Source organism: Nonomuraea sp. NPDC049269, from assembly GCF_043197155.1.
Taxonomy (GTDB): Bacteria; Actinomycetota; Actinomycetes; order Streptosporangiales; family Streptosporangiaceae; genus Nonomuraea.
Genome location: NZ_JBICSO010000011.1, coordinates 61867 through 84062 on the forward strand (window position 1 = coordinate 61867; position 22196 = coordinate 84062).

Annotated in this window: 20 protein-coding genes and 1 pseudogene; 13 read left to right on the plus strand and 8 right to left on the minus strand. The window is 69.4% G+C overall.

Annotated features, from left to right (window positions below):
• Positions 1-133: 133 nt before the first annotated feature.
• The gene (locus ACGFNP_RS49645) at positions 134-1093 is read right to left on the minus strand and encodes an ankyrin repeat domain-containing protein (RefSeq protein WP_393330243.1); all 960 of its coding nucleotides are present in this window, start codon (positions 1091-1093) and stop codon (positions 134-136) included.
• Between the two features lie 532 nt (positions 1094-1625).
• Between ACGFNP_RS49645 and ACGFNP_RS49650 the strand changes: the two genes are divergently transcribed.
• Positions 1626-2048: a PepSY domain-containing protein gene (locus ACGFNP_RS49650; protein ID WP_393330246.1), complete on the plus strand. Its 423-nt coding sequence runs from the start codon at positions 1626-1628 to the stop codon at positions 2046-2048.
• Here the strand turns inward: ACGFNP_RS49650 and ACGFNP_RS49655 are convergent.
• From ACGFNP_RS49655 to ACGFNP_RS49665, 3 genes are read right to left on the minus strand one after another with little or no spacing between them, the layout of a single operon-like run.
• On the minus strand, positions 2045-3070 hold the full coding sequence (locus tag ACGFNP_RS49655) for a class I mannose-6-phosphate isomerase (protein WP_393330248.1): 1026 nt from the start codon (positions 3068-3070) through the stop codon (positions 2045-2047). The two genes, ACGFNP_RS49650 and ACGFNP_RS49655, sit on opposite strands and share 4 nt — an antisense overlap.
• Complete coding sequence (locus ACGFNP_RS49660) at positions 3067-4083, minus strand: tagatose 1,6-diphosphate aldolase (RefSeq protein WP_393330251.1); 1017 nt, start codon at positions 4081-4083, stop codon at positions 3067-3069. The genes ACGFNP_RS49655 and ACGFNP_RS49660 overlap by 4 nt, the downstream gene beginning before the upstream one ends.
• The gene (locus tag ACGFNP_RS49665) at positions 4080-5357 is read right to left on the minus strand and encodes an ADP-dependent glucokinase/phosphofructokinase (RefSeq protein ID WP_393330254.1); all 1278 of its coding nucleotides are present in this window, start codon (positions 5355-5357) and stop codon (positions 4080-4082) included. Before ACGFNP_RS49665 ends, ACGFNP_RS49660 begins: the two co-directional genes overlap by 4 nt.
• A gap of 29 nt (positions 5358-5386) precedes the next feature.
• Here ACGFNP_RS49665 and ACGFNP_RS49670 point away from each other — a divergent pair, with 29 nt between their 5' ends.
• Both ACGFNP_RS49670 and ACGFNP_RS49675 read left to right on the plus strand, forming a co-directional pair.
• Positions 5387-5743 (plus strand): hypothetical protein, encoded by a 357-nt coding sequence (locus ACGFNP_RS49670; protein WP_358320644.1) that lies wholly within the window; start codon positions 5387-5389, stop codon positions 5741-5743.
• Positions 5744-5775: 32 nt separating this feature from the next.
• Entirely contained in the window at positions 5776-6555 is a 780-nt protein-coding gene (locus ACGFNP_RS49675; protein WP_393330257.1) for a DeoR/GlpR family DNA-binding transcription regulator, read from the plus strand.
• A gap of 189 nt (positions 6556-6744) precedes the next feature.
• Here the strand turns inward: ACGFNP_RS49675 and ACGFNP_RS49680 are convergent, their stop codons facing one another.
• Positions 6745-7728: an LLM class flavin-dependent oxidoreductase gene (locus ACGFNP_RS49680; protein WP_358320631.1), complete on the minus strand. Its 984-nt coding sequence runs from the start codon at positions 7726-7728 to the stop codon at positions 6745-6747.
• Positions 7729-7831: 103 nt separating this feature from the next.
• Here ACGFNP_RS49680 and ACGFNP_RS49685 point away from each other — a divergent pair.
• The 3 genes and pseudogenes from ACGFNP_RS49685 to ACGFNP_RS49695 form a co-directional block, all read left to right on the plus strand.
• Positions 7832-8167: pseudogene (locus ACGFNP_RS49685) on the plus strand (Tc toxin subunit A); the annotation flags it as partial.
• 531 nt (positions 8168-8698) lie between these two features.
• Positions 8699-10105 carry a hypothetical protein gene (locus ACGFNP_RS49690; RefSeq protein WP_393331160.1) on the plus strand — a complete coding sequence of 469 codons (1407 nt, stop codon included), beginning with the start codon at positions 8699-8701 and terminating at the stop codon, positions 10103-10105.
• An 8-nt stretch (positions 10106-10113) separates the two neighbouring features.
• Positions 10114-10626: a DUF305 domain-containing protein gene (locus ACGFNP_RS49695; protein WP_393330260.1), complete on the plus strand. Its 513-nt coding sequence runs from the start codon at positions 10114-10116 to the stop codon at positions 10624-10626.
• Here ACGFNP_RS49695 and ACGFNP_RS49700 read toward each other — a convergent pair.
• The gene (locus tag ACGFNP_RS49700) at positions 10616-11722 is read right to left on the minus strand and encodes a hypothetical protein (protein WP_358320622.1); all 1107 of its coding nucleotides are present in this window, start codon (positions 11720-11722) and stop codon (positions 10616-10618) included. The genes ACGFNP_RS49695 and ACGFNP_RS49700 overlap by 11 nt on opposite strands.
• Positions 11723-11789: 67 nt before the next feature.
• Here ACGFNP_RS49700 and ACGFNP_RS49705 point away from each other — a divergent pair, with 67 nt between their 5' ends.
• The 6 genes from ACGFNP_RS49705 to ACGFNP_RS49730 are packed head-to-tail and all read left to right on the plus strand — an operon-like array spanning position 11790 to position 19641.
• On the plus strand, positions 11790-12491 hold the full coding sequence (locus tag ACGFNP_RS49705) for a FadR/GntR family transcriptional regulator (protein ID WP_219532939.1): 702 nt from the start codon (positions 11790-11792) through the stop codon (positions 12489-12491).
• A 17-nt stretch (positions 12492-12508) separates the two neighbouring features.
• Entirely contained in the window at positions 12509-13756 is a 1248-nt protein-coding gene (locus ACGFNP_RS49710) for an extracellular solute-binding protein (RefSeq protein WP_358320619.1), read from the plus strand.
• Positions 13756-14595 (plus strand): sugar ABC transporter permease, encoded by an 840-nt coding sequence (locus ACGFNP_RS49715; protein ID WP_358320616.1) that lies wholly within the window; start codon positions 13756-13758, stop codon positions 14593-14595. The genes ACGFNP_RS49710 and ACGFNP_RS49715 overlap by 1 nt, the downstream gene beginning before the upstream one ends.
• Entirely contained in the window at positions 14592-15401 is an 810-nt protein-coding gene (locus tag ACGFNP_RS49720) for a carbohydrate ABC transporter permease (RefSeq protein WP_358320613.1), read from the plus strand. The genes ACGFNP_RS49715 and ACGFNP_RS49720 overlap by 4 nt, the downstream gene beginning before the upstream one ends.
• Entirely contained in the window at positions 15401-18412 is a 3012-nt protein-coding gene (locus ACGFNP_RS49725) for a glycoside hydrolase family 38 C-terminal domain-containing protein (protein ID WP_393330264.1), read from the plus strand. The genes ACGFNP_RS49720 and ACGFNP_RS49725 overlap by 1 nt, the downstream gene beginning before the upstream one ends.
• Positions 18409-19641: an enolase C-terminal domain-like protein gene (locus ACGFNP_RS49730; RefSeq protein ID WP_358320607.1), complete on the plus strand. Its 1233-nt coding sequence runs from the start codon at positions 18409-18411 to the stop codon at positions 19639-19641. The genes ACGFNP_RS49725 and ACGFNP_RS49730 overlap by 4 nt, the downstream gene beginning before the upstream one ends.
• A gap of 4 nt (positions 19642-19645) precedes the next feature.
• Here the strand turns inward: ACGFNP_RS49730 and ACGFNP_RS49735 are convergent, their stop codons facing one another.
• Both ACGFNP_RS49735 and ACGFNP_RS49740 read right to left on the minus strand, forming a co-directional pair.
• On the minus strand, positions 19646-20554 hold the full coding sequence (locus ACGFNP_RS49735) for an aminoglycoside phosphotransferase family protein (protein ID WP_358320604.1): 909 nt from the start codon (positions 20552-20554) through the stop codon (positions 19646-19648).
• A gap of 69 nt (positions 20555-20623) precedes the next feature.
• On the minus strand, positions 20624-21211 hold the full coding sequence (locus tag ACGFNP_RS49740) for a TetR family transcriptional regulator (RefSeq protein WP_393330267.1): 588 nt from the start codon (positions 21209-21211) through the stop codon (positions 20624-20626).
• A gap of 112 nt (positions 21212-21323) precedes the next feature.
• Here ACGFNP_RS49740 and ACGFNP_RS49745 point away from each other — a divergent pair, with 112 nt between their 5' ends.
• Positions 21324-22187 carry an oxidoreductase gene (locus ACGFNP_RS49745; RefSeq protein ID WP_393330270.1) on the plus strand — a complete coding sequence of 288 codons (864 nt, stop codon included), beginning with the start codon at positions 21324-21326 and terminating at the stop codon, positions 22185-22187.
• Positions 22188-22196: the final 9 nt, after the last annotated feature.

The following is a 22196-nucleotide window of genomic DNA, read 5'->3' on the forward strand; positions in this document are numbered from 1 at the left end:
CAGCACCGCCGGCACAGCCCGATACCGCTGCTCGGCAACGGACATATCCCACCGGGACTAATCCCAGCCTCCCGACGCGCGATGCCGCACGAAAGGATGACCGACGACAGCACCCGTCACCGATGTCTTGGGATCAGTAGTCCCGCTCGGGCAGCCGCAGCCAGCTGTCGGCCGGGCCGATGATCGGCCGGGCGTCGGCCGGGCGCAGGTTCGCACCGGCGCAGCAGAACGCTACAGGGTGGTTGCGGTAGAGGTGGGCAGCGAGGATCTTGTCGGCCACGGCGTCAGGGGGGACCATGTAGGCGCTGTCCGGCTCCCAGGCTACGACCACGCCGTGTCGGGCGATGTGCCCGAAGATGCCGCCTTTGGGATTGGCGTACATGCTGTAGCAGACCGTGCCCCGTGAGACGCGCTTGACGACGCCGGGCGTGGACGGGGTGAGACCCCAGGGTTGGGTGATGACGCAGCCGCCGGGCACGTCCGTGATGCCGACGATCCTCTCGGCGTCCGGGACGTTCCACCAGGCCTCGTAAAGAACGTCGATGTCCACGTCGTCGGCAGGTGCGGCTTCCAGGCGCGCTGTTGCCTCGGCTGCGCTGACGTCGGCCACGCAGGCCAGGCTCAGGCCGCCGTAAGAGAAGTCTCCCAGCGCGGGGATCAGACGTCTGGCCTCCGCCGCGGCGGAGGCCTCGGCCTCGGACAGGCCGGTCTCCGGTGAGGGGTCGGGGAAGAGGTCGGGGGTGGGGCCGGCCAGGCTGAGGCGGCCGGGGGACCAGCCGTCCATCATGAGGCGCCACGGGTCCGCTCCAGCGGCGAGGAGAGCTCGGGCGTTGTCCACGCGGCCTTCGAAGACGGCCATCCAGAGCGCGGTACGGCCTCGATGTTCGGCGTCGACGTCGTCGACGCGCCTGGCCAGTTCGGCGACCACTTCAGGCGATCCCTGCTCAGCCGCGATGTGGAGCGGCTTTTCAAAGATGCGCACGCCGGAGTTGGGGTCAGCACCCGCGGCGAGCCGGGCGCGGATCAGGTCGAGGTCTGTCCACCCGTCATAGCCGACGACCCACCATCCGACATCGTCGTCGGTAGCAGCCATGGCACTCCTTCAAGAGCGCAGAGGACACGTGAGCTACTGATCATGGCCTGCTGGGCCGACAATTTTGGTGGTCGAGGGCCTTGCGGGTCTCTGGGCCGGCGATCTGGGGGTAGACGTTCATGGTCATCGAGATCTGCGAGTGTCGCGGGATGCGCCTCGCGACCCGAGGGTGAACGTCCGGGGCGGCGAGCATCGAGGCGCGCCGCTCAAGCGCATCGATCAGTCGTGTAGGTGACGCCGCCTGGCGGGGCCGCTACCTGCCGAGGTCTGCCAGCGTATTTCCACAAGCAGGAGCCTGTTGCCCGACTTTCGGGCGTGCCTTTATGGAGTCCCGGGCAGCGTCATCAGTATGAAGGCTGGAAGACGGATAAAGACCATCATATTCACCGGCTCTGCTCTGCTCGTGGCTGCGGCCTGCGGGAGCGCCGACACTCAGTCCAGTGCCGTCAAGGCGGCGCCCGCAGAGGGCGCCGCCGTCGGCCTTACCTCAACGTCGGCGCCATCGGGTGACCCCGCTCAGGGATCCGGCGGTATGGCGAGTCTCGAGAAGGCGATCGCCGCGGCCATGGACGCCGTCAAGGGCTCCACGGTCCTCTCGGTTCAGTCGGAGAACGGCGGCCAGCTCTGGGAGGTCCAGCTGGCCGGATCCGACGGCACCGAGCGGCTACTGGAGGTAGACGCGGCAGGGAAGGTGGTCTCGGGACCCAGGGTCAAAGACACTGGCAAGGGGGAGAAGGCCAGGGTCATGGGCATCATCAAGGATGCCGAGCTCACCTTCAAGGACGCGGTGGAGAAGGTGTCCTCCTCGGTGCACGGCAAGATCAGTCATATGAGCCTGGACAGGTACAACAACAACGATCTCCTCGTCTGGGATGTCGATGTCGCCACCCCGGACGGCACTTGGCAGGGGGTCAAGGTTGACGCCAAGACCGGCACCCTGACCAAGAACGACTAGAGGGTTGGGGATGGTTTGCAGCGTACGGCCGTAGTCTCGCCGCGCAGGGTGCACCATCCGGCCGCGTACGGGACGAGCAGCGTGTCTCCGGCCTTGACCGGGACCGGCGGGCCCTGTTCGCTCGTGATGGTCCCGTCGCCGGAGGTGACTGTGACGACGGAGTACGCCGGTTCCAGCACGCTGACGGGATCGGGGCGCAGCCTCTCGGCCGCGAAGAACTCGTCGGCGAGCTGGGGGAAGAGGCGGCGGACTCCGGGCCGGTCGTCGCCGGACGAGGGGCGGGCTCGGTGTAGCTCGGTCAGCCGTTCCGCGCCCAAGCCGCTTCTGTCGACACAGCCGAGCGCCTGGTCGTAGCCGAGTCCCAGGTGCCCGTTGGCCGGGCCGTCAATGGCGAAGCCCTCCCATTCGAGCAGTACGGAGAAGTCGGTCGGCTCCTGCACCTCGACCAGGAGGATCCCGGCCCCGATGGCGTGCGGCAGACCGGCGGGGCACACGATGGCGTCGCCGGCCCGCACCTGCACGCGGTTCGTGGCGTCGAGCATCTGGTCGATCCGCTGGTCCGCGACCCAGCGGGACAGTTCGTCCGGCTCGACGTCCCGGGCGAAGCCGAGATGTACCGCCGCCTCCGGTTCGGCCGAGACGACCACCCATGCCTCGGTCTTTCCATAGGGCGAGGCCAGATGGGCGGCGGCGAAGCGCCGATCGGGGTGCACGTGCAGCGGTAGCCGTTCCCCCGCGTCCAGCAGCTTCACCAGGATCGCGGGGTCGGCGCCGTGCTCCGCGACGTGCCGTTCCCCCAGCCACCACACGGGATCGTCGGCGATCGCCTTGGCAAGGGACCGGCCGTCGGGCAGCGTGGTCAGTCCCGCGGGCGCCGCCCCGAACCGGCTGGTGGTCGAGGCGACCCAGTCCTCCGGATAATAGGGATCATCGGCGGATGGGATCCCGCGGAACTGGGCGATGCGTCCGGCACCGCGGTAGAACGATCGTGGGGTGTTCGCGGGTAGGGGATAGATGGTCATGCATGTGCTCCCAGGTCAGCGTGCCAGGTTCGGTACCACTCGGCGGGAAGTTCCTTGACCACCTCGTCGAGCGGCCGGGCCGGCGTGTAGGAGCGACCGTACCGGCGCGTCACGGCGTTGAGCTCTTCGAGCCGTGCCCTGGCCGCCCGGATGGCCTGGTCGCGGGCCTCGGCGTCGTGGGTGGACACGGCGTCGCGCCAGATCGAGCGGCCGGCGAGGTAGCCGGCGGCGCCGGCCTGGCACGCGATCTCGACTTGTGTCTTGAAGTCCGCATATTCCACCCCGGCGGACAGGATCACCCACGGCACGCTCACCATCCCGTCCAGCTCCGCACAGGCGGCGGCGGCCTGCGCGCGTCCTTCCGGCGTGTCGACGTAGCCGGGGAACTCCACCTTGAGCATGTCGACGCCGAGTTTGTTGGCGGCCGCGGCGGAGGCGATGATGCCGCGCACCCGGTGGGCCTTCCACTCGGCTGTGGTCGGGTCCTCGTCCGGCAGCGGGTACCAGATCGGCTCGACCACCAGCGGCAGGCTCAGCTCGGCGCACTCGGCGGCGAGGTCGGTCACGAGCTTCCGCTGCTGCTCGGCGACGACTCGATCACCGTCGGGGCGGTAGAACCACAGCAGCTTGCACATGTCGGCGCCGGCCATCTTGATCCGGGTGGCGCTCCAGTTCTCGCGCAGCCGGGTACGGCGTGGGCCCTCCAGATGCCGATAGTCCTCGTCCTCGATGCTCGACATCAGCCCGACGCTCCCCGGCACCGCGCCGGAGGCCACGAGATGGCCGAGGGCGTACAGCGGATCGAGCAGTACGGCCGAGATCGACGGGGCCAGGGCGCGGACCACCGCGTCCTTGGCGGTGACGACATCGGCGAAGGTGACGGTCGCCGGGTCGGGGGCGAGCAGTTCGGCGAAGTCGGACAGGTGATCGAGGGCGCAGATCAGGAAGAATCCGTCGGCGCTGGTGACGCGCTGCAGGCCACGGACCTTGCCAGGATCTATGAGCGGTTTCATGGAATGTCTCCAGGTGATAGGCGGACATAGGGCTTGGGGGGTACGTCAGGGTTGGCGGGCAGGCAGCCGGCGAGCAGTACCCCGGCGACGAATGTGTCGCCGAGGCCGATCGTGGCGGCGGGGCGCGACAGGTACGGCGTCGGCACGCACTCGGCGTGCCAGCCGTCGCCGAGCGGCCTTCCCTCGGGCCGGTCGTCCGTGAACGTCACGGCCGGGTCGAGGCCGAGGTCGGCTGTGGGTCTTCCGTGGCGGGCGCGGGAGGCGGCGAGCAGGTTGCCGATGCGCAGCGCGCCGGCGGCCGGCTCAGGGTCGCCCCTGTGCACGACCAGCGACCAGGCGTCGGCATGCACGAACACCCGGTCGAACCGGTAGTGCTCGGCCAGCTCGCGCGCCGCGGCGGCGGGATCGCCGGCCGGTCGCATGATCGACAGCTCGGCGAGGCTGAGCCCGAGGGTGTGGGCAATCCCGGTGTACGCGGCGCTGACCTCGGCGAGCGCGCCAGGCCGCGGATACTCGGCGAGCTCGAGATGCACCCATGGGAGCCCGGCCGTCCGCCAGCTCGCGGCCAGGTCGCGCAGCCAGGTCCGGGCGGTGTGATCCGCGTCGGGCACGCCGTTGAGCCCGGAGACGAGTCCCGCACCAGCGGTCTCGGCCAGCGCGGGGCCGAGCGCGGCGAACGCCTCGTCCCGCTCGATTCCGTCTTCGGAGAGCCGGACGATGATCCGGCTGGACCGGCGTACGGTGCCCGCGTGCCAGCGGGTGCCTGCCACGTACTCAAGGATGTAGTGGGGCGGTTTGGCCGGGACGCCATGGGCAGCCGTGCCAGCCACGGGCCGCACCGTACCGTCGTCGCACAGGCCGATGGCGGGGTGCAGTACGGCCAATTGCTCGGCGCTGCGGTCGGCGAGGGCGAGCACGCTGGGCGCGTTCAGGACGGCCAGCACCCAGGCGGCCTGGGCGCCCGTCCCGCCGACCTGGCGCGCCGCCGGCGGGCCGAGCAGTTCGTCGAGCGCCGGCCGCAGTTCGGGCGCGGGTACGAACACCTCGCCGTCGCGGCCGTCCAGGATGCGGCGCAGCACCTCGCCCGAGAGGGCGGCGAGCGGCCCGCGGTCGGCGCGCGCCGCCTCGGTCAGCCGGTCGAGTGCCGGGGGATCGAGCCGGTAGACGTGGTCGACGCAGGTGTTGAAGCCGGCGAGCAGTGGGCGGGCGGCGGGGGCGTCGTCCAGGACGGCGGCGGCGACCTGCTCGTACGTGGCGCGCCAGTCGCGGGTCATCAGCCTCTCACCGCCCCTGCGGTCATGCCTTGTCCGATCCGGCGCCGGAAGATCATCAGGAGCACGACGAGCGGTACGGCGACCACGATCGGTGCCGCGGCGACGAGGTCAGCTCGACGCTGCCGGTGCCGCCGCCTGAAGAGGAGCCACAGGCGGACAACAGCGGCACCGTAACCGCAGGGCTGAGGGTGGCGCGCCGACTGAAAGGTCGGGGATTGCTGGATTTCATCGCTTCTCCTCGGGCGCAGGAGCCTGAACGCAGTGGTTCGGGGGGCGACGTGTTGCGTTTGCCTGCTGTTTGCGCTAGGCATGTTCGCCGATATCTGCGAGAATATGCTTGGTTTAACAATGCGGTCAACGGTAATGTCGCAAAATCCGGGAACTAACCGCAACTAGCCGCATTCCTCAGGAGCGGATCATGCAGGATACGGCACTGCCTGGCAGACGTCGCGCCGAACTCGTGAGGCACGTTCGCGAACGCGGTCACGCCACGGTCGCCGAGCTGGCAGAACGCTTCGCCGTGTCGATGGACACCATCCGTCGCGACCTCGACCACCTCGCGGAGCGGCAGCTGATCGCCCGCACCCACGGTGGCGCGATGCACACCGACGAACTGGCCACGGCCGACTCTCCTTTCGACAGCCGCGCGGCCGTGCACCACCCGGCCAAGCAGGCCATCGGCATCGCCACGGCGAAGCTCATCTCCAACGGCGAGACCCTGATCGTCAACGGCGGCACGACCACGCTCGCGGTGGCCCGGGCCCTCACCGGCAAGCGCGACCTCACCGTGGTGACGAACAACCTCCGCCTGCCCGCCGAGATCCCGCAGGAAGCCGTGCGCGACCTCTATGTCATCGGCGGCACCTGCCGCATCCCGTCCAACGTCACCATCGGGCCGGTGGCGTTCGCCGACACCGACGGCATCAGCGCCGACACCGCTGTGATCGGCGTCGGCGGCATCTCGACCGGCGGCGGACTGTCCACCAGCAACCTGCACGAAGCCCAGATGATCCGCCAGATGATCGACGCCGGCACACGGGTCATCATCGTGGCCGACTCGTCGAAGTTCGGCAGAAGCGCATTCGTCCACATCTGCGGCCTCGACCGAGTATCGGTCCTGGTCACCGAAGCCCTGCCGCCCGATGACCTCGCCGTGGCGTTGAAGGACGCCGGGGTGGAACTGGTCATGGTGGGATGAGGTGTCGCCGGTCAGACCGAAGGCCCCGCCAGAGATCTGGCGGGGCCTTCGGTTGACGAGTGCGTACCGGTGTGCGTGTCGCCTCTCGGCGAAAGGCGCAACGCGGCTCCAGCCGGACGGTATTCCGCGAAGGCAATAGGTGAGGCCCGGGGACACTGGGCACACCGGCCACGAATGATGTAACCGCCGTCAGGCGCCGGATGTTCCCGGGGCCAGCAATTCGATGGAGCGTAGCCAGGCTCTCCGGTCGGGGGCCGCGGAGACGACGATCAGCTCGTCGGCCTGGGCCTGCTTGGCGAAGCGGTCGAGGTAGTCCTGCACCTCGTCGGCGGTTCCGATGGCGGAGTACTTGGCCATCTGCAGGAGTTGCTGACCGGCGGGTGAGGCGAGGACGAGGTCGGCCTCCTCCTCGGTGAACGTCTGGCCGCGGCCGAGGAACCGGCTCACCCTGGTGCGCTTCATGGCCAGGAACTGCGCCTCCGCCTCGTCCGTGGTGTCCGCCGCGATGACGTTGACCCCGGCGATGACGTACGGCTGCTCCAACTGCCTGGACGGTTTGAACTCGCGCCGGTAAAGGGCGACGGCGTCCTCCAGCGCGGCTGGGGCGAAGTGGGAGGCGAAGGCGTACGGGAGACCGAGGGCGGCGGCGAGCTTGGCGCCGAACAGGGACGAGCCGAGGATGTAGAGCGGCACGTCGGTGCCCTTGCCCGGGGTCGCGTCCACGCCCGGGATGCGGGACTGGCCGGTCAGGTAGCCCTGCAGTTCCAGGACGTCCTCAGGGAAGGCGTCGGAGGAGGCGGGGTTGCGGCGCATGGCGCGCATGGTCTGCTGGTCGCTGCCCGGCGCCCGGCCGAGGCCGAGGTCGATGCGCCCCGGATGCAGGGTTTCGAGGGTGCCGAACTGTTCGGCGATGGTCAGCGGGGCGTGGTTGGGCAGCATGATGCCGCCGGCCCCGAGGCGGATCGTTTGGGTCTGTGCGGCCACGTGGGCTATGAGGACACTGGTGGCGGAGGAAGCGATGGAGGGCATGTTGTGGTGCTCCGCGTACCAGATCCGCTGGTAGCCCCACTCCTCCGCACGTTGCGCCAGGGTCACGCTGGCACGGAAGCTGTCGCCCGCCGTCTCCCCTTCTCCGATGTGTGCAAGGTCAAGGATGGAGAGCGGAAGAGCCATGAGACGTGCAACCGCGACGCCGCCCTGGTTATTTCAGAAACCGAACCGAGTTCAAGAAACTTACCTCGGCGGCCAGTAGTCCTGCCCCCAAAGCTAGGCGAGCATGAGTCGGCTGAACACGGGGATCCGTTTAGGGGGATCACGAGTGCGCAAGGATGGTTCATTACCCAGCTACCAGCAGCTCTTCGGTGACCTCGACTTCTGGGAGGGCGACGAGGCCCGGTCGGTCTACTCACCGGCCGCCTATCTGGTAGATCTCCTCCGGCTGCTGGAGGGCGCCTTCCGGGATCCGAGCCTGCTGGCGCGGCGTCCTGATCTGGGGAAGATCCCGCTCGACGCCGAGCACACGTTCACCGAGTCGCCCTACCTCGACATCGTCAACGAGGTGCTGGAGACGGTCGTCGGGAGCGAGCCGTACGAGCGGCTGCGGGCGGCCCGCCACCCGTTCGGGCTGCCGTTCTCGCTGGTGGCCGAGCAGTTCACGATGTACCTGCGCCATCTCAAGGTCGCGCCGGACGAGTTCTACCGGCTGTTCGCGCCGGAAGCGGATCCCGACGTGGTCGCGAGGTTGTCTCTCGGGCTCTCGGCCGAGGACGTCGAGGTCGTGACGGCGCGACGCGGAGGAGCTCGCCCTGCTGCAGAACCGGCAGGAGGGCTCGATGCTCGCCCTGACGCGCGGCGTCAAGGAGGCGCAGATCGACGCCGCCACGGAGAGCCTGGCCGAGGTGGAGGCGAGCAGGGACGGCGCGACCGCGCGGGTGCAGCACTACGAGAAGCTGATCGCCGACGGGATCTCGCAGCTCCAGAAGGACCAGCTCGACCGGATGAAGCGGGGCTCCGACGCGCACTTCGTCGCGGGCGGCCTGAAGATCGGCGCGGCGATCGCGCTGGGCGCGCCGCAGGCGCTGCTCGGCCCGTTCATCTTCGGTACGGAGTGGGGCGGCAGCAGGTCGGAGACGCCCTCGACAAGGTGGCGGACGTCTCCTCGACGCTGGCCGAGGGCTTCAGCACGCTCGGCGAGCTGCTCGGCGTGCGGTCGGAGCAGGAGCGCGCGGCGCAGGAGTGGGGTCTCCAGCTCGCCATGGCCAAGAGCGACGTGACCCAGCTCGGCCACCAGGTGGCCGCCGCCCAGCTCCAGGTGACGATCGCCAAGCGCGAACTCGACGTCGTGACACAGGAGATCGCGAACCAGGAGTCGGTCGTCGCGTTCATGACGGACAAGTTCGCGGGCGCCCAGCTCTACCACTGGATGGCCGGGCGGATGGCCGGGCTGTACTTCCAGACGTACAACCTGGCGTACGAGACGGCGCGCTCCGCCGAACGGGCCTTCCAGTTCGAGCGGGGCGTCACCAACGGCGACGGCGGCTACATCCAGCCGAGGTACTGGGAGAGCCTGCGCAACGGCCTGCTCGCCGGCGACAGCCTCGGCTTCGACCTGGAACGGCTGGGCAAGGCGTACGCCGACACCGACGGCCGCGGGATGGAGATCACCAAGAAGGTGTCGCTGCTGGACCTGGACCCGCTCGCCCTGCTGGCCCTGCGGGGTGCGGGCCGCTGCGAGTTCGCGCTGACGGAGGCGCTGTTCGACCGGGACTTCCCCGGCCACTTCGGGCGCCGGATCCGGACGCTGTCCGTGGCGTTCCAGGGCGCGGACGGGCCGCTCGGCGTCTACGCGACGCTGACGCAGCTCGACAGCAAGACCGTCCTGGAAGCCGACCCGAAGGCGGTGAAGTTCCTGCTCGATCCGAAGGGCGCGCCGCCGGACACGCTGCGCGCGGACTGGCGCTCCGGCCAGCAGATCGCGCTGTCGGACATCGAGGAGTACAAGGAGAACAATGGCCTGTTCGAGCTACGCCTGGACGACGAGCGCTACCTGCCGTTCGAGGGCACGGGCGCGATCTCGCGATGGCGGCTGCAGCTCTCCGGCCCGGCGCCGGCCGACCTGAGCGATGTGGTCGTCACCGTCAAGTACACCGCGGACCAGGGCGGGGACGTCTTCGCGAACGCGGTCAAGGGCATGCTCAAGCCGTATCCGACGGCCCGCTACTTCGACGTGGCGCGTGAGTTCCCCGACGAGTGGGCGCGGTTCCAGGAGAGCGAGGACGACCAGCTCGTCCTGTCGTTCACGCAGGACCGGTTCCCCGGCATGAGCGGGCGCCAGATCACCGGCATCTTCCCCAGGTACGAACTGGCCGGGCGCGATTCGGTGCGCTTCCTGCTCAACGGCGACAGGAGGCTCGCGCTCAACGACGGCAAACTCCTGCGTACCGTGGGGCTCAACGTCGGCGGGAACCCGTGGATCCTCGTCCTGGAGGGCGACAAGACGGCCCTCACCGACCTCGGGCTGGTGCTCACCTACCGGGCGAGCGTCCAATGAGGCACGTCATGGCGGTCCTCGCCCTGCTGCTGATCGCCGCCTGCGGGAACTCCCCGCCGGCCGGCGATCCGGTCAACGCCGAGGACGTGATGTTCGTGCAGATGATGGTCCAGCATCACCGCCAGGGCATCGAGATCGCCGGTGTGGCCGACGGGCGGGCGACCACGCCGGAGGTACGGACGCTGGCGGCGGCGATCGCGAGCACGCAGCAGGACGAGGTGGAGATGATGCTGCGCTGGCTGCATGAGTGGGACCAGCCGCTGACCGCCGCGAAGGGAGCGCACGACCACCACGGCGGGATGCCCGAGACCGACCGCAAACAGATCGCCGCTCTGCGGAGGTCGAAGAGCTTCGAGCGGGACTTTCTCAACCTGCTGATCGCCCACCAGGACGACGCCGTGCAGCTGGCCACCGCCGAGGAGACCGGCGGCGTCAGTCCCAAGGTCAAGACGTGGGCCGGTCAGGTGGAGTCGTCCCGGAGGGGTCAGGTGAAACTGATGCTGGACCTGCTCAAGCGCTGAACCTCATGGCGAAGTCGCGCAGTGCCTTCTCGTATCGGGCCCGGTCGGCGTTCCACGATCCGACGTGGCCGCCGCCCTTGGTCCGTACGAGGGTCACCAGGTCGGGCCGTCGCTCGGCGAACTCCAGCGAGGGCCCGATCGGCACCGAGGCGTCGTCGTCGTCCACGTACAGCAGGATCGGCACCTTGAACGCGGCCGCGTGACGTACCTGATCGAGATCGTCCAGGGAGATGCCGGTGCGGCGCTCGACCACGAACTTGCCGACGGAGGCCAGCCAGAGCGGCACGCCCCGCTGCTCGGCGCCCAGGTCGATGGGGCCGTTCCAGTCCATCACCGGGCTGTCCAGGATCATCCCCTTGATCGGCTCGCCGGGCAGGTTCCGCGCGGCCATGGGGACGATGCCGCCGCCCATCGAGAAGCCGTACAGCAGCACGCCCGTGGCGCCCTGGCCGCGCGCGTAGGTGATGGCGGCGGCCACCTCCTTCCACTCGGTGGCGCCGAGGTGGAACTTGCCGTCGGCGGCGGCCGGCGCGCCCGGGTCGTTGCGGTAGCTGATGCCCAGCACCGGCATCCCCAGCTTGTGGAAGACGGGCACGTAGCGCAGCGACTCCGAGGCGGTGGCGTTGCGGCCGTGCACGGTGATCACCCAGGTCTTCGAGCCGCCCTCGGTGCGCCAGGCGGGGAAGTCGCCCAGCTCGCTGCGGACGCTCACCTTCTGGTACGGCAGGCCGAGCGCGGTACGCGGGTCCTCGTGGCCCCACATCCAGCGGTCGAAATAGACGTGGACCCCGGGACGCAGGTCGCCCTTCCGAACCTCGCGCAGCTCGCGCGTGACGGTGCCGGCGCCGGTCGCGACCACCTCGCCCACCGTGGCGTTGCCTTCGGGCCAGGTCAGGCCGTAGGTTCCAGGGGCGGCCAGATCGCCGCCGCCCTTCAGCGTGACCCGGCCGGCCGCGACCGCGGTCACCTCCAAGGGGTACGAATCGCCTCTGGACGGGTCGATCACCAGCCCGGAGTAGTACCACCCGGCACCACCGACGCCGGCCACGGCCAGCACCAGGATGATCGACGTGACCCACGCCAGAATCCGCTTCATGGCCGGAAAAATACTCTCCTCATCAGACGATGGACGGCAGTCGCAACAAGTGATTAGATGACTTGATATGTCCGAGGTAACGCGGCCCAGCCTTTCCGACGCTCTGACCGAGCGCATGCTGGAGCTCATCCGTACAGGTGGGCACCGGCCGGGCGACAGGCTGCCCTCGACCCGGGAGCTCTCCCAGCGTTTCGCCGTCACCACCCCGACGCTGCGTGAAGCGCTGCGCAGGCTCGAGGCCACCGGGGCCATCGAGATGCGGCACGGCTCCGGCATCTATGTCGGCGCCGACATCGAGCGGCTCGTGCTCCCGAACCCGAACATGCGGGAGATGCGCGGCGCCCAGCTCCTTGAGCTCCTCGGCGCGCGCATCGTCATCGAGCCGCCGCTGGCCGCACTGGCCGCGGGGCGCGCGACCGGCGAGGAACTGGCCGCGCTCCAGCGGGTGCTCGTGGACGCCGCCAGGCATCTGCGCGGCCAGGACGCCGAGCTGCACGACGCCAACATGACCTTCCACCGGGCGACCGCCCGGCTGGCCGGCAACCGCGTGCTGCACGAGGTGGTCGACTCGCTGCTGACCGTCCACGGTCCCGAGCAGCGGGAAATACTGCAGATCTTCGACGACCGGCGCCGTGACTACGACGAGCACCTGGCGATCCTGGAGGCCATCGAGGCGCGCGACGCCGCGGCGGCCGAGGAACGCATGCGCGCTCACCTGGTGGACGTCAAGACCGTAATAGAGCAGAGGCTGCAACACCCCCCCAAGTGAAACAAGGAGGCCGGGGCATGATCCGGTCACGCGTTGCCACGCTCGGCGTGGCAGCCCTCTTTCTCGCCGCCTGTGGCGGCAATACCCAAGCGCCGCAGAAGAAGTCCGAACTGTCGCTGTACAACGACAAGGGCGCGTGGAGCAAGTACTTCGACGAGATGGGCGCTCTGTCGAAGCAGCAGATCAGCTTAGGCATGAAGCCGGTCGGCTACACCGATTCGGCCCAGTACCAGGCGTTCATCAAGGCGTCGTTCCGTACGAACGTCAAACCGGACCTGTTCACCTGGCAGACCGGGGGGATGCTGGAAGAGATCGTCAAGCAGAAGCAGGTGGCCGACACCACCTCCATCTGGCAGGAGGCGATCAAGGCCGGCGACCTGTCGCAGGACCTGGCGCCCTATTACACGGTCGGCGGCAAGCAGTACTGCGTGCCGATGAACGTCGCCTACTGGGGCATGTTCTACAACAAGAAGATCTTCGACAAGTACGGCCTGCAGCCGCCCACCACGTGGGACGAGCTGGTCAAGGTGGCCGAGACCCTGAAGAAGAACGACGTCAAGGCCTTCTACCACACCAGTGTGCTGTTCTCCTTCGTCTGGTTCGAGCAGCTCATGGCCGGCATGGACCCCGACCTGTACGACCGCCTCTCCACGGGCAAGGCCAAGTACACCGACCCCGGCGTGGTCCAGGTGATGGAGAAGTGGAAGCAGCTCATCGACGCCGGATATTTCATCAATCCCGGTGACAAGACCGACCCGGGGGATGTGCTGAAGAACGGCAAGGCGGCGATGGTCTCCTTCGGCACCTGGTTCAACACCAGCATGACCCAGCGCGACCTGAAGGCCGGCACCGACTACGGCTTCTTCGCGATCCCGAACGTGAACGCCTCCCTGCCCAAGACCTCGATGATCTTCGAGAGCGGCCCGCTCTGCTCGCTGACCAAGGCGGCCGACCCCGACGCCAGCCAGAAGTACCTCAAGTGGTGGACCACGCAGCCGGCCCAGGACAAGTGGGCCACGACCCGCGGCGACGTCAGCGCCAACCCCAAGGTGACGATCAAGGACGAGGCGCTCGGCCAGGTCACCAAGGACGCGGGCAGCGGCAAGTACCGCCTGGTCAACCGCTACTTCGAGGCCACGCCGCCACCCATTCTGACGGCCGCGCTCGACGGGTTCAGCAAGTTCGTGACCGAGCCCGGCACCTACAAGGAAGTGCTCGGCACCATCCAGAAGGCGGCCGACGACTACTGGAGTACGCATCAGTGATGCGCGCACCTATGCTCGGCCGTTTCAGGCACGGCTATGTCGCTCCTGCTGCCCTGCTTGTCGCCGGGTTGCTCTACGTGCCGTTCATCTGGACGGCGTACCTGAGCTTCACCAACTATGACGGGCTCGCGCCACCCGAGTGGGTCGGCCTGCGTAACTTCGGCAAGCTGCTCCAGGACCCGGCGCTGATCTCCTCGCTGGGCAACACGCTGCTCTGGGTGGTAGGCACGATGGCGCTGCCGGTCGGGCTCGGCCTGCTGGTGGCGGTGCTGTCGTACGACATCAAGGGCGGCGTCTGGTACCGGGTGCCGTTCATGCTGCCCTACGCGCTCAGCGGCGCCGGGCTGGCCATGGTGTGGAGCCCGATCCTGTCGCACGACGGCATCGCGAACCTGCTGCTCGGCGTCGACACCGCGTTCCTGCAGAAGGCGCCGCACAACACGATCGCCATGCTGCTGGTCTGGACCTGGCAGCAGCTCGGCGTCAACACGCTGCTGTTCGTGGTCGGGCTGCAGTCCATCCCCAAGGCGCCGATCGAGGCCGCCCGGATCGACGGGGCCTCGGGGTGGCAGCTGTTCCGGCACGTCATCTGGCCGCTGATGGCGCCGCTCACCGCGGTCGTGGTGGGGCTGGCGCTGGTGGCGAGCCTGAAGACGTTCGACATCGTCTGGGTACTGACCCAGGGTGGCCCCGGACGCAACTCCGAGACGCTCGCGGTGACCATGTACAAGGACACGTTCGTGGCCAGCCAGTACGGTTACGGCGCCTCGGTGGCGGTCGTGCTCACCGTGGTCACGGGGCTGGCGTCCTACCTCTACCTCAGGAGGCAGGTGCGATGATCCGGCGTGCCGTACTGATCGTGCTCGGCCTGATCTGGCTGGGACCGACGTACCTGCTGCTCGTCAACGCCGCGCGGCCCGCGGCGTCGTACGACCCGGCGAAGGCGTGGCAGCCGTCCGGCAGCTTCGCGCTGTTCGACAACTTCGCCCGGGCCCTGGACAGCGCGAACCTGTCCGACAGCCTGGCCAGCACCGCGCTCTACAGCATCGTCTCGCCCATGCTCGGCGTGCTCATCGGGGCGCTGGCCGGGTACACCATCGTGGTGCTCCGGCTGCGACACGGCTTCTGGTGGTTCCTGCTCATCTTCGGCGGCACGATCTTCCCGTCGCAGATGCTGCTCGTGCCGCTGTTCGTGGGCTACAGCGATCTCGGCCTGTACGACACCAGGGGCGGCCTGCTCCTGGTCTACACGGCGATCAACGTGCCGTTGGCGGCTTTCGTGCTGCGGAACTTCTACAGTGGAGTGGCGTTCTCGATCTTCGAGGCGGCCCGCATGGACGGGGCCACCACCTGGCGGATCTTCTGGCGCATCTACCTGCCGCTGTCGGTCAGCGCGCTGGCGGCCGTGTTCATCCTTGAGTTCACCTTCATCTGGAACGACCTGATCTTCGGCCTGACGCTCACGCAGACCGAGGACGTACGGCCGGTGATGACCGCGCTGGCCGGGCTGATGACCGACGTCTACGCGGGCACCCCGGTGCCCGTGGGCCTCGCGGCGGGGCTCGTGGTCTCGCTGCCGACGGTCCTGCTGTTCCTCGCCACCCAGCGGCTGTTCGCCCGTGGCCTGTCTCTAGGGAGTGTCTGATGACCAGCCGGTTGCTGCAGCGGAGCCTCGGCTCGCCCGACTATGACGGGATCAGGCAGGCGCTGCGCAACGACACCTCGACACCGGTGATCGGCGTGCGCGGCGCGGAGGTGCGGGTCGCGGTGCTGCCGCTGTTCACCCATGACGGCCGGCAGGCGGTCCGGGTGTCGAGCACGGTGCCGCTGACGCACGTGCTGGTGGGCGAGGACAGTGCCTCCGGCACCGATGTCACGCTGCTCGTGCCCGAGGTGACCGCGCCCCGCGTGCTGACCCTGGAGTCGCGCGACGACGCCGGGCTCGTCGGCTCCACGGAGATCACGATCACCCCGCAGCGCAAGTGGAGTGTGTTCGTCGTCCATCACTCGCACCTCGACATCGGCTACACCGACCCGCAGGGTACGGTGCTCCGCCACCACCTCGACTACCTCGACGCGGCGCTCCGGCTGGCCGAGGAGACCGCCTCCTGGCCGGACGACGCCAAGTTCAGGTGGACGGTCGAGTCCTCGATGCCAGCGCTGAAGTGGCTCGACGCCCGGCCGGCCGACCAGGTCGAACGGTTCGCCGCGCTGGCCCGCGCCGGCGTCATCGAGGTGACCGCGCTGCCGTTCCAGCTGCACACCGAAGCCTGCTCGACCGAGGAGCTCTACCGGCAGCTCCGCTTCACCACCCAGCTCCAGGAGAAGTACGGCTTCGCCACCAAGTCGGCCATGCACACCGACGTGCCGGGCGCGGTCGTCGGCGTGATCGACGCGCTGAACGCCGCCGGGGTGCGCTACCTCGCCGCGGCGCACAACTGGGCCGGGCGGTCCGTGCCGTACCTGCACGGAGGCGACAAGCTGACCCGGCCGTTCCGGTGGCGGGCGCCGAGCGGCCAGGAGGTGATCGTCTGGTTCACCGACACCCCCCACGGCATGGCGTACATGGAGGGCAACACGGTCGGGCTCACCGACTCCTACGAGCTGGCCGACGACCTGCTGCCGCGCTACCTGTCGGCGCTGGCCTCGCGCGGCTACCCCTACGGTCCCGGCACGTTCGGCTGGCAGGGCCCGGACGCGCCGCGCGAGCCGTACGAGCTGGACGTCCTGCACCTGCGGGTCCAGGGCGCGCACGCCGACAACGCCGGACCGTCGATCGTGCCCGCCGCCATCGCGCGCCGGTGGAACGAGCAGTGGGCCTTCCCCCGGCTGCGGTCCGCGGTCAACAGTGACTTCTTCGAGCACGTCGAAGAGCGCTACCACGACCGCCTGGCCGTGCACGAGGGCGACTGGACCGACTGGTGGGCCGACGGGCTCGGCTCCGGCGCGCGTCCCCTCGGTTACGTACGCCGGGCGCAGTCGGCGCTGCGCGTCGCCGAGACGCTGCACACGATCGCCGGCGCCGACGCGACGGAGCAGATCGACGAGGCCTACGACAAGGTGGCGCTGTTCAACGAGCACACCTGGGGCGCGGCCAACCCCTGGCAGGACGCGGAGGAGGCGGGCGACTCGGGCGGGCTGCAGTGGACCCGCAAGTCGTCGGGCGCCTACGACGCCCAGGACGACGCGGCCGACCTGCTGCACGCCGCCGCCCGCCGGTTCGGCGCCGCGCTCTCCGACCGCGGGGTCGCCGACCCGTCGGCGCTCGCGTCCTTCGCGGTCTTCAACCCCGGGACGGAGAGCAGGACCGACGTCGTACGCGCGTTCCTTCCCCGGGACGTGGTCAGGACGGACGTGCCGATCGCCCTCGTCGACGCGCGCACGGGCGAGACGATCCCGCACCACGAGGAGTTCGTGGACCCGGTCGACTGGCCGACCAGGCCGATCGGGCGGCACCTGCACGCCGTGGTGCCGGAGGTCCCCGGCTACGGGTACGCGCGGATCGACGTCGTCAGGGGCGCGAGCCAGGCGCCCGAGCCGGTCGAGCCCGACCTGGGCGGGGTGATCGAGAACGAGTTCTACCGGGTCACCTACGACGTCCGCGAAGGCGTGATCCGCTCGATCTTCGACAAGGCGGCCGGGCGGGAGCTGGTCAACGACGGCGCCGCGGCCGGTTTCGGTCAGTACGTTTATGATCAATATGCCACCGCCCCGCACTTCAACCACCTGTCCGGGCATGTCGGGGCGCACGACCGCACGCTGCTAGGTGACCGGGCGATCGGCAGGAACGCCACGATCGTCAAGGCGCAGCGGACCGCCGTAGGCGAGAAGCTGGTCGTCGAGCTGCAGGGCAAGGGCGTCGACTGGCTGCGTACCACGATCGAGCTGCACAACGGCGTCCCCCGCCTCGACCTGACCTACCAGCTCGCCAAGCAGGGCACGCCCGCCAAGGAGGCCGTCTTCCTGGCCTTCCCGTTCGCCTCGGGCCCCGCGACGGCCTGGGAGCTGACCGGCGGCGTCGGCGGACCGGACGTGCCGCGGGTGCCGGGCTCGGCCGAGTACATGCTGCCGATCAGGCACTGGATCGCCTTCGAGGACCCCGAGCTGACCGTCGCCTGGGCCACGCTGGAGGCGCCGCTGGTGCAGCTCGGCACCATCCACATGCCGTACGCGCCGTTCCCGCCGACGCTGGACGAGGAGCCGGGCACGGTCTACTCCTGGGCGTTGAACAACATCTGGGACACGAACTTCCCCTCCCAGCAGCAGGGGGAGACCACGTTCCGCTACTCGATCATGTCGTCCCCGGGGATCGAGGGCAGGCGACTGGGCACGCGGGCGGCCGCCGGGCTGACCGACCAGTTCGTCGGCGCCTTGCTCACCAGCTCGCCCGACGCGGTCAAGTCGTTCGTCTCGGTCGACCACCCCGACGTGCTGGTCACCTCGCTCGGGCAGAAGGGTGACAACGAGCTCGTGGTCCGGCTGCAGTCGCTCGCCGCCGAGCCGGTCGAGGTTACGGTCCGGCTGCCAGGGCTCCGCCAGGCATCGGTGAGTGCCGGTTTGGAGCGAGAACTGCGATCATTGGTGGTCTCGGCGGATTCGGTCAAGGTACGGCTGCCCGCGTGCGGTGTGGCCGCTATTTGGGGGACGTGCGAGTGAAGATCGTTGACATTCGGGCCACCACGGTCGCCGTTCCGCTGGAGGCGCCGCTCCGGCACAGCAACGGCGCCCACTGGGGCCGGTTCGTCCGCACGATCGTCGAGGTCGAGGCCGACAACGGGCTGGTCGGCCTGGGGGAGATGGGCGGGGGCGGGGAGAGCGCCGAGGCGGCGTTCAGCGCGCTCCTGCCGTACCTGAGGGGCCACGACCCGTTCCAGTTGGAGGCGCTGCGGTTCAAGATCGCAAATCCGACCGCGTCGCTCTACAACAACCGCACCCAGCTCCTGGCGGCCATCGAGTTCGCCTGCATCGACCTGATCGGGCAGCAGCTCGGCGTCCCCGCCAGTGACCTGCTCGGCGGGCGGCTGCGCGACTCCGTGCCGTTCGCCTCGTACCTGTTCTACCGGTACGCGGCGGAGGGCTACGCCGAGGTGCGCACACCCGACCAGCTCGTCGAGCACACCAGGCAGCTGAAGGCGGCGCACGGGTTCACCGTGCACAAGCTCAAGGGCGGGGTGTTCCCGCCCGACTTCGAGCTGGAGTGCTACCGGGCGCTCGCGGCGGCCTTCCCCGATGACCGGCTCCGCTACGACCCCAACGCGGTGCTGTCGGTGGCCGAGGGACTGCGGTTCGGGCGGGCCATCGAAGAGCTGAACAACGAATACCTGGAGGACCCGGTCTGGGGGCTCGAAGGGCTCAGGGTCATCCGCGAGCAGGTCCGGGTGCCGCTGGCGACCAACACCGTGGTCGTCAACTTCGAGCAGCTCGCCTCCAACGTGCTGCGCCGGGCCGCCGACGTGGTGCTGCTCGACACCACGTTCTGGGGCGGGATCCGGCCGTGCGTCAAGGCGGCCGGGGTGTGCGAGACCTTCCAGCTCGGGGTCGCGGTCCACTCCTCCGGCGAGCTGGGCATCCAGCTGGCGACCATGCTGCATCTCGGCGCGGTCCTGCCCAACCTGACGTACGCGGCCGACGCCCACTACCACCAGCTCCGCGACGACGTGATCGAAGGCGGCAAGCTGGCCTACGCCGACGGAGCCATCGCGGTGCCGACGGGCCCGGGGCTGGGCGTCCGGCTCGACAAGGACCGGGTCGCCCAATACGCCGAGCTCTACCGCGAACTGGGCGGATACCCCTACGACCGGGACCCGGGACGGCCCGGCTGGTACGCCCAGGTGCCGAACGAACGCTTCGCCGACCCCGCCGTGTCCCTGGAGGTCGACACCTAGGTCACTACCCGAGATCGGCGATGAGCTCGTCGAGCTGGCGCAGGGCGGCCTCCCGGCGGCCCGGGACGTCGAAGTAGGGGTCGTCGGGGACGGGCAGGGACGACGCCAGCCCCCAGCCACGGCCCCGCGCCCAGGTGGCGTCGTCGACGTCGAGGGTCGCGCGGAACGCGCCCCGCGCCTCGGCCGGCAGGAACGTCCACGCGGGCATGAGATCGCACGCCGGGTCACCCACGGCCAGCGTCCCGAAGTCGATCACGGCGCTCAACCGGCCGTCCACGACCAGCAGGTTCCCCTGCGCGAGGTCACCGTGGACCCACACCGGCGGACCGTCCCACGCGGGCGCCGCCAGCGCGGCCTCCCACACGGCCGTCACCGCGCCGACGTCGATCATTCCCCGCAACGCCGCGATCTTGGGACGTACGCGGGCCTCGACGGCCACGGAGTCGCGCTCGTCACCCATGGGCACGCCCCGGAACGCGTTGCTCCACTGGGGCCCCGGCCCGCCGGTGGCATCGATCTTCCGCAGCGCCACGATGAACTCGGCCAGCTCCTTGGCCGTTCCGACGGGATCGGCGAGCCCCTCGATGGTCGCGGTCTCGCCGGGCAGCCACCGGTAGACCGACCAGGGAAACGGGTAACCCTCCCCGGGCGTGCCCATGGCGAGCGGCTCGGAGACCGGCAGCGGCAGGTGCGGGGCGAGCCTCGGGAGCCAGTGGTGCTCGCGTTCGACCTGTCCGACCCATCGGGGATAGCGGGGCAGGCGTACGGACAGGTCCTCGCCCAGCCGGTACGTCGCGTTGTCCATGCCGGACACCGGGACGGGCGAAAGGGGCAGCTCCGCCCACTGCGGGAACTGCGCCGCCAGCAACCGGCGCACCAGGGTCTCATCGATGGATACGTCGTCGGCTGACACGCACTCTCCTTGCCATGGGCAACGACGCCTCATCCCACAGCTCGGGGCCACCGCCTGTCCAACGAATTTCTAGCCTCGCGGCCGAGCGAGTCGCTGGGCCGCGCGCACCACACTGGCGCGGCGCCGGGCGTGCTCTGTCTGGTCATCGGCGCCGGTGAGCATGCCGGCGAGATGGGGCACGGAGAACCACCAGGCGGACAGTCCGATGATCATGAACGCCAGGTGATCGGGGTCGACGTCGTCGTCCAGGATGCCGGCGCGCTGGGCGGCCGCGTAGGCCCGCGTCTTGTCCCGGTAGTGGGCGGCGCGGTTCGCCTCGTCGGCCACCGGACCCCCGGCCAGCCCTTCCCACAGCAGCAGGCGGACCAGATGGGGATGCGCCGCGTGGTAGTCGTAGGTGCGGCCGGCGAACTCGCCGATGTTCGCGAAGCCGTCCTCGGGCGGCGGCACCGAGGCGGCGAGCTTCTGGAGCTCGTCGGCGAGCACGGTCTCGAACAGCGCCTGCTTGTCGCCGAAGTACTTGTACAGGCGCTCCTTGTTGATCCCGGCCCGCTCGGCGATGCGGGCCATGGTCGTGCCGTCCGGCCCGCGCTCGGCGAACTCGACGGTCGCCGCTTCCTTGAGCCGCCGCCGCGTCCCCTCGGTGTCCCACGCCATGGCGACACTCTATCGTCAAACCAAATCCAACGTTGCGGTTGGATTTTTCCGGCGCTAGTCTCGAAACAGCAACCGCACCGTTGGAGATGCAGTTCAGAGGAAAGGTACGGATATGTCGGAGAACCTTCCCGGCGGGACCCTCACGCTCGCGGACGACCTCACCATCACCCGCATGGGCTTCGGCGCCATGCAGCTGGCCGGGCCAGGGGTCTTCGGGCCGCCCAAGGATCGCGACCAGGCCCTCGCGGTGCTGCGCGAGGCCGTCGAGCGGGGCATCACCCACATCGACACCAGCGACTTCTACGGGCCCTTCGTCGTCAACGAGCTCATCAAGGAGGCCCTGCACCCCTACCCGGCGGACCTCCGCATCGTCACCAAGGTCGGCGCCCGCCGCGGCTCGGACGGCAGTTGGAACCACGCACTGGAGCCCGAGGACCTCAAGGCCGCGGTCCATGAGAACCTCCAGCGCCTCGCCGTGGACGCCCTCGACGTCGTCAACCTGCGTCTGGCCGAAGGCGGCACCGGCGAGGAGTCGCTCGCGGAGCCGTTCGGCGCCCTGGTGGAGCTGCAGAAGGAGGGCCTGATCCGCCACCTCGGCCTCAGCGCCGTCTCCGCGGCCCAGCTCACCGAGGCGCAGGCCATCGCGCCCGTCGTCACGGTGCAGAACCTCTACAACCTCGCCAACCGGCAGGACGACGCCCTCGTCGACCGGTGCGCGGCCGAGAACATCGCCTTCGCCGCGTTCTTCCCCCTTGGCGGCTTCACCCCGCTCCAGTCCGCGACGCTCACGAACGTGGCCGCCCGCCTGGACGCCTCCCCGCAGCAGGTCGCCCTGGCTTGGCTGCTCCAGCGCTCGGCCACGACCGTGCTCATCCCCGGGACCTCGTCCCTGGCCCACCTCCGCGAGAACATCGCCGCGGCGAGCCTGGCCCTGCCGGCCGACGCGCTCGCCGAACTCGACACCATCGGCGGCTGAGGACTTGCC

Bases quoted from the DNA above. Each gene is read 5' to 3' on its own strand.
- ACGFNP_RS49725 (WP_393330264.1), top strand. From the start codon at position 15,401: ATGACCAGCCGGTTGCTGCAGCGGAGCCTCGGCTCGCCCGACTATGAC.
- ACGFNP_RS49660 (WP_393330251.1), bottom strand. From the start codon at position 4,083: ATGAAACCGCTCATAGATCCTGGCAAGGTCCGTGGCCTGCAGCGCGTC.
- ACGFNP_RS49720 (WP_358320613.1), top strand. From the start codon at position 14,592: ATGATCCGGCGTGCCGTACTGATCGTGCTCGGCCTGATCTGGCTGGGA.
- ACGFNP_RS49675 (WP_393330257.1), top strand. From the start codon at position 5,776: ATGCAGGATACGGCACTGCCTGGCAGACGTCGCGCCGAACTCGTGAGG.
- ACGFNP_RS49665 (WP_393330254.1), bottom strand. From the start codon at position 5,357: ATGACCCGCGACTGGCGCGCCACGTACGAGCAGGTCGCCGCCGCCGTC.
- ACGFNP_RS49680 (WP_358320631.1), bottom strand. From the start codon at position 7,728: ATGGCTCTTCCGCTCTCCATCCTTGACCTTGCACACATCGGAGAAGGG.
- ACGFNP_RS49695 (WP_393330260.1), top strand. From the start codon at position 10,114: ATGGCGGTCCTCGCCCTGCTGCTGATCGCCGCCTGCGGGAACTCCCCG.
- ACGFNP_RS49745 (WP_393330270.1), top strand. From the start codon at position 21,324: ATGTCGGAGAACCTTCCCGGCGGGACCCTCACGCTCGCGGACGACCTC.
- ACGFNP_RS49650 (WP_393330246.1), top strand. From the start codon at position 1,626: ATGGCGAGTCTCGAGAAGGCGATCGCCGCGGCCATGGACGCCGTCAAG.
- ACGFNP_RS49740 (WP_393330267.1), bottom strand. From the start codon at position 21,211: ATGGCGTGGGACACCGAGGGGACGCGGCGGCGGCTCAAGGAAGCGGCG.
- ACGFNP_RS49645 (WP_393330243.1), bottom strand. From the start codon at position 1,093: ATGGCTGCTACCGACGACGATGTCGGATGGTGGGTCGTCGGCTATGAC.
- ACGFNP_RS49705 (WP_219532939.1), top strand. From the start codon at position 11,790: ATGTCCGAGGTAACGCGGCCCAGCCTTTCCGACGCTCTGACCGAGCGC.
- ACGFNP_RS49715 (WP_358320616.1), top strand. From the start codon at position 13,756: ATGCGCGCACCTATGCTCGGCCGTTTCAGGCACGGCTATGTCGCTCCT.
- ACGFNP_RS49655 (WP_393330248.1), bottom strand. From the start codon at position 3,070: ATGACCATCTATCCCCTACCCGCGAACACCCCACGATCGTTCTACCGC.
- ACGFNP_RS49710 (WP_358320619.1), top strand. From the start codon at position 12,509: ATGATCCGGTCACGCGTTGCCACGCTCGGCGTGGCAGCCCTCTTTCTC.
- ACGFNP_RS49700 (WP_358320622.1), bottom strand. From the start codon at position 11,722: ATGAAGCGGATTCTGGCGTGGGTCACGTCGATCATCCTGGTGCTGGCC.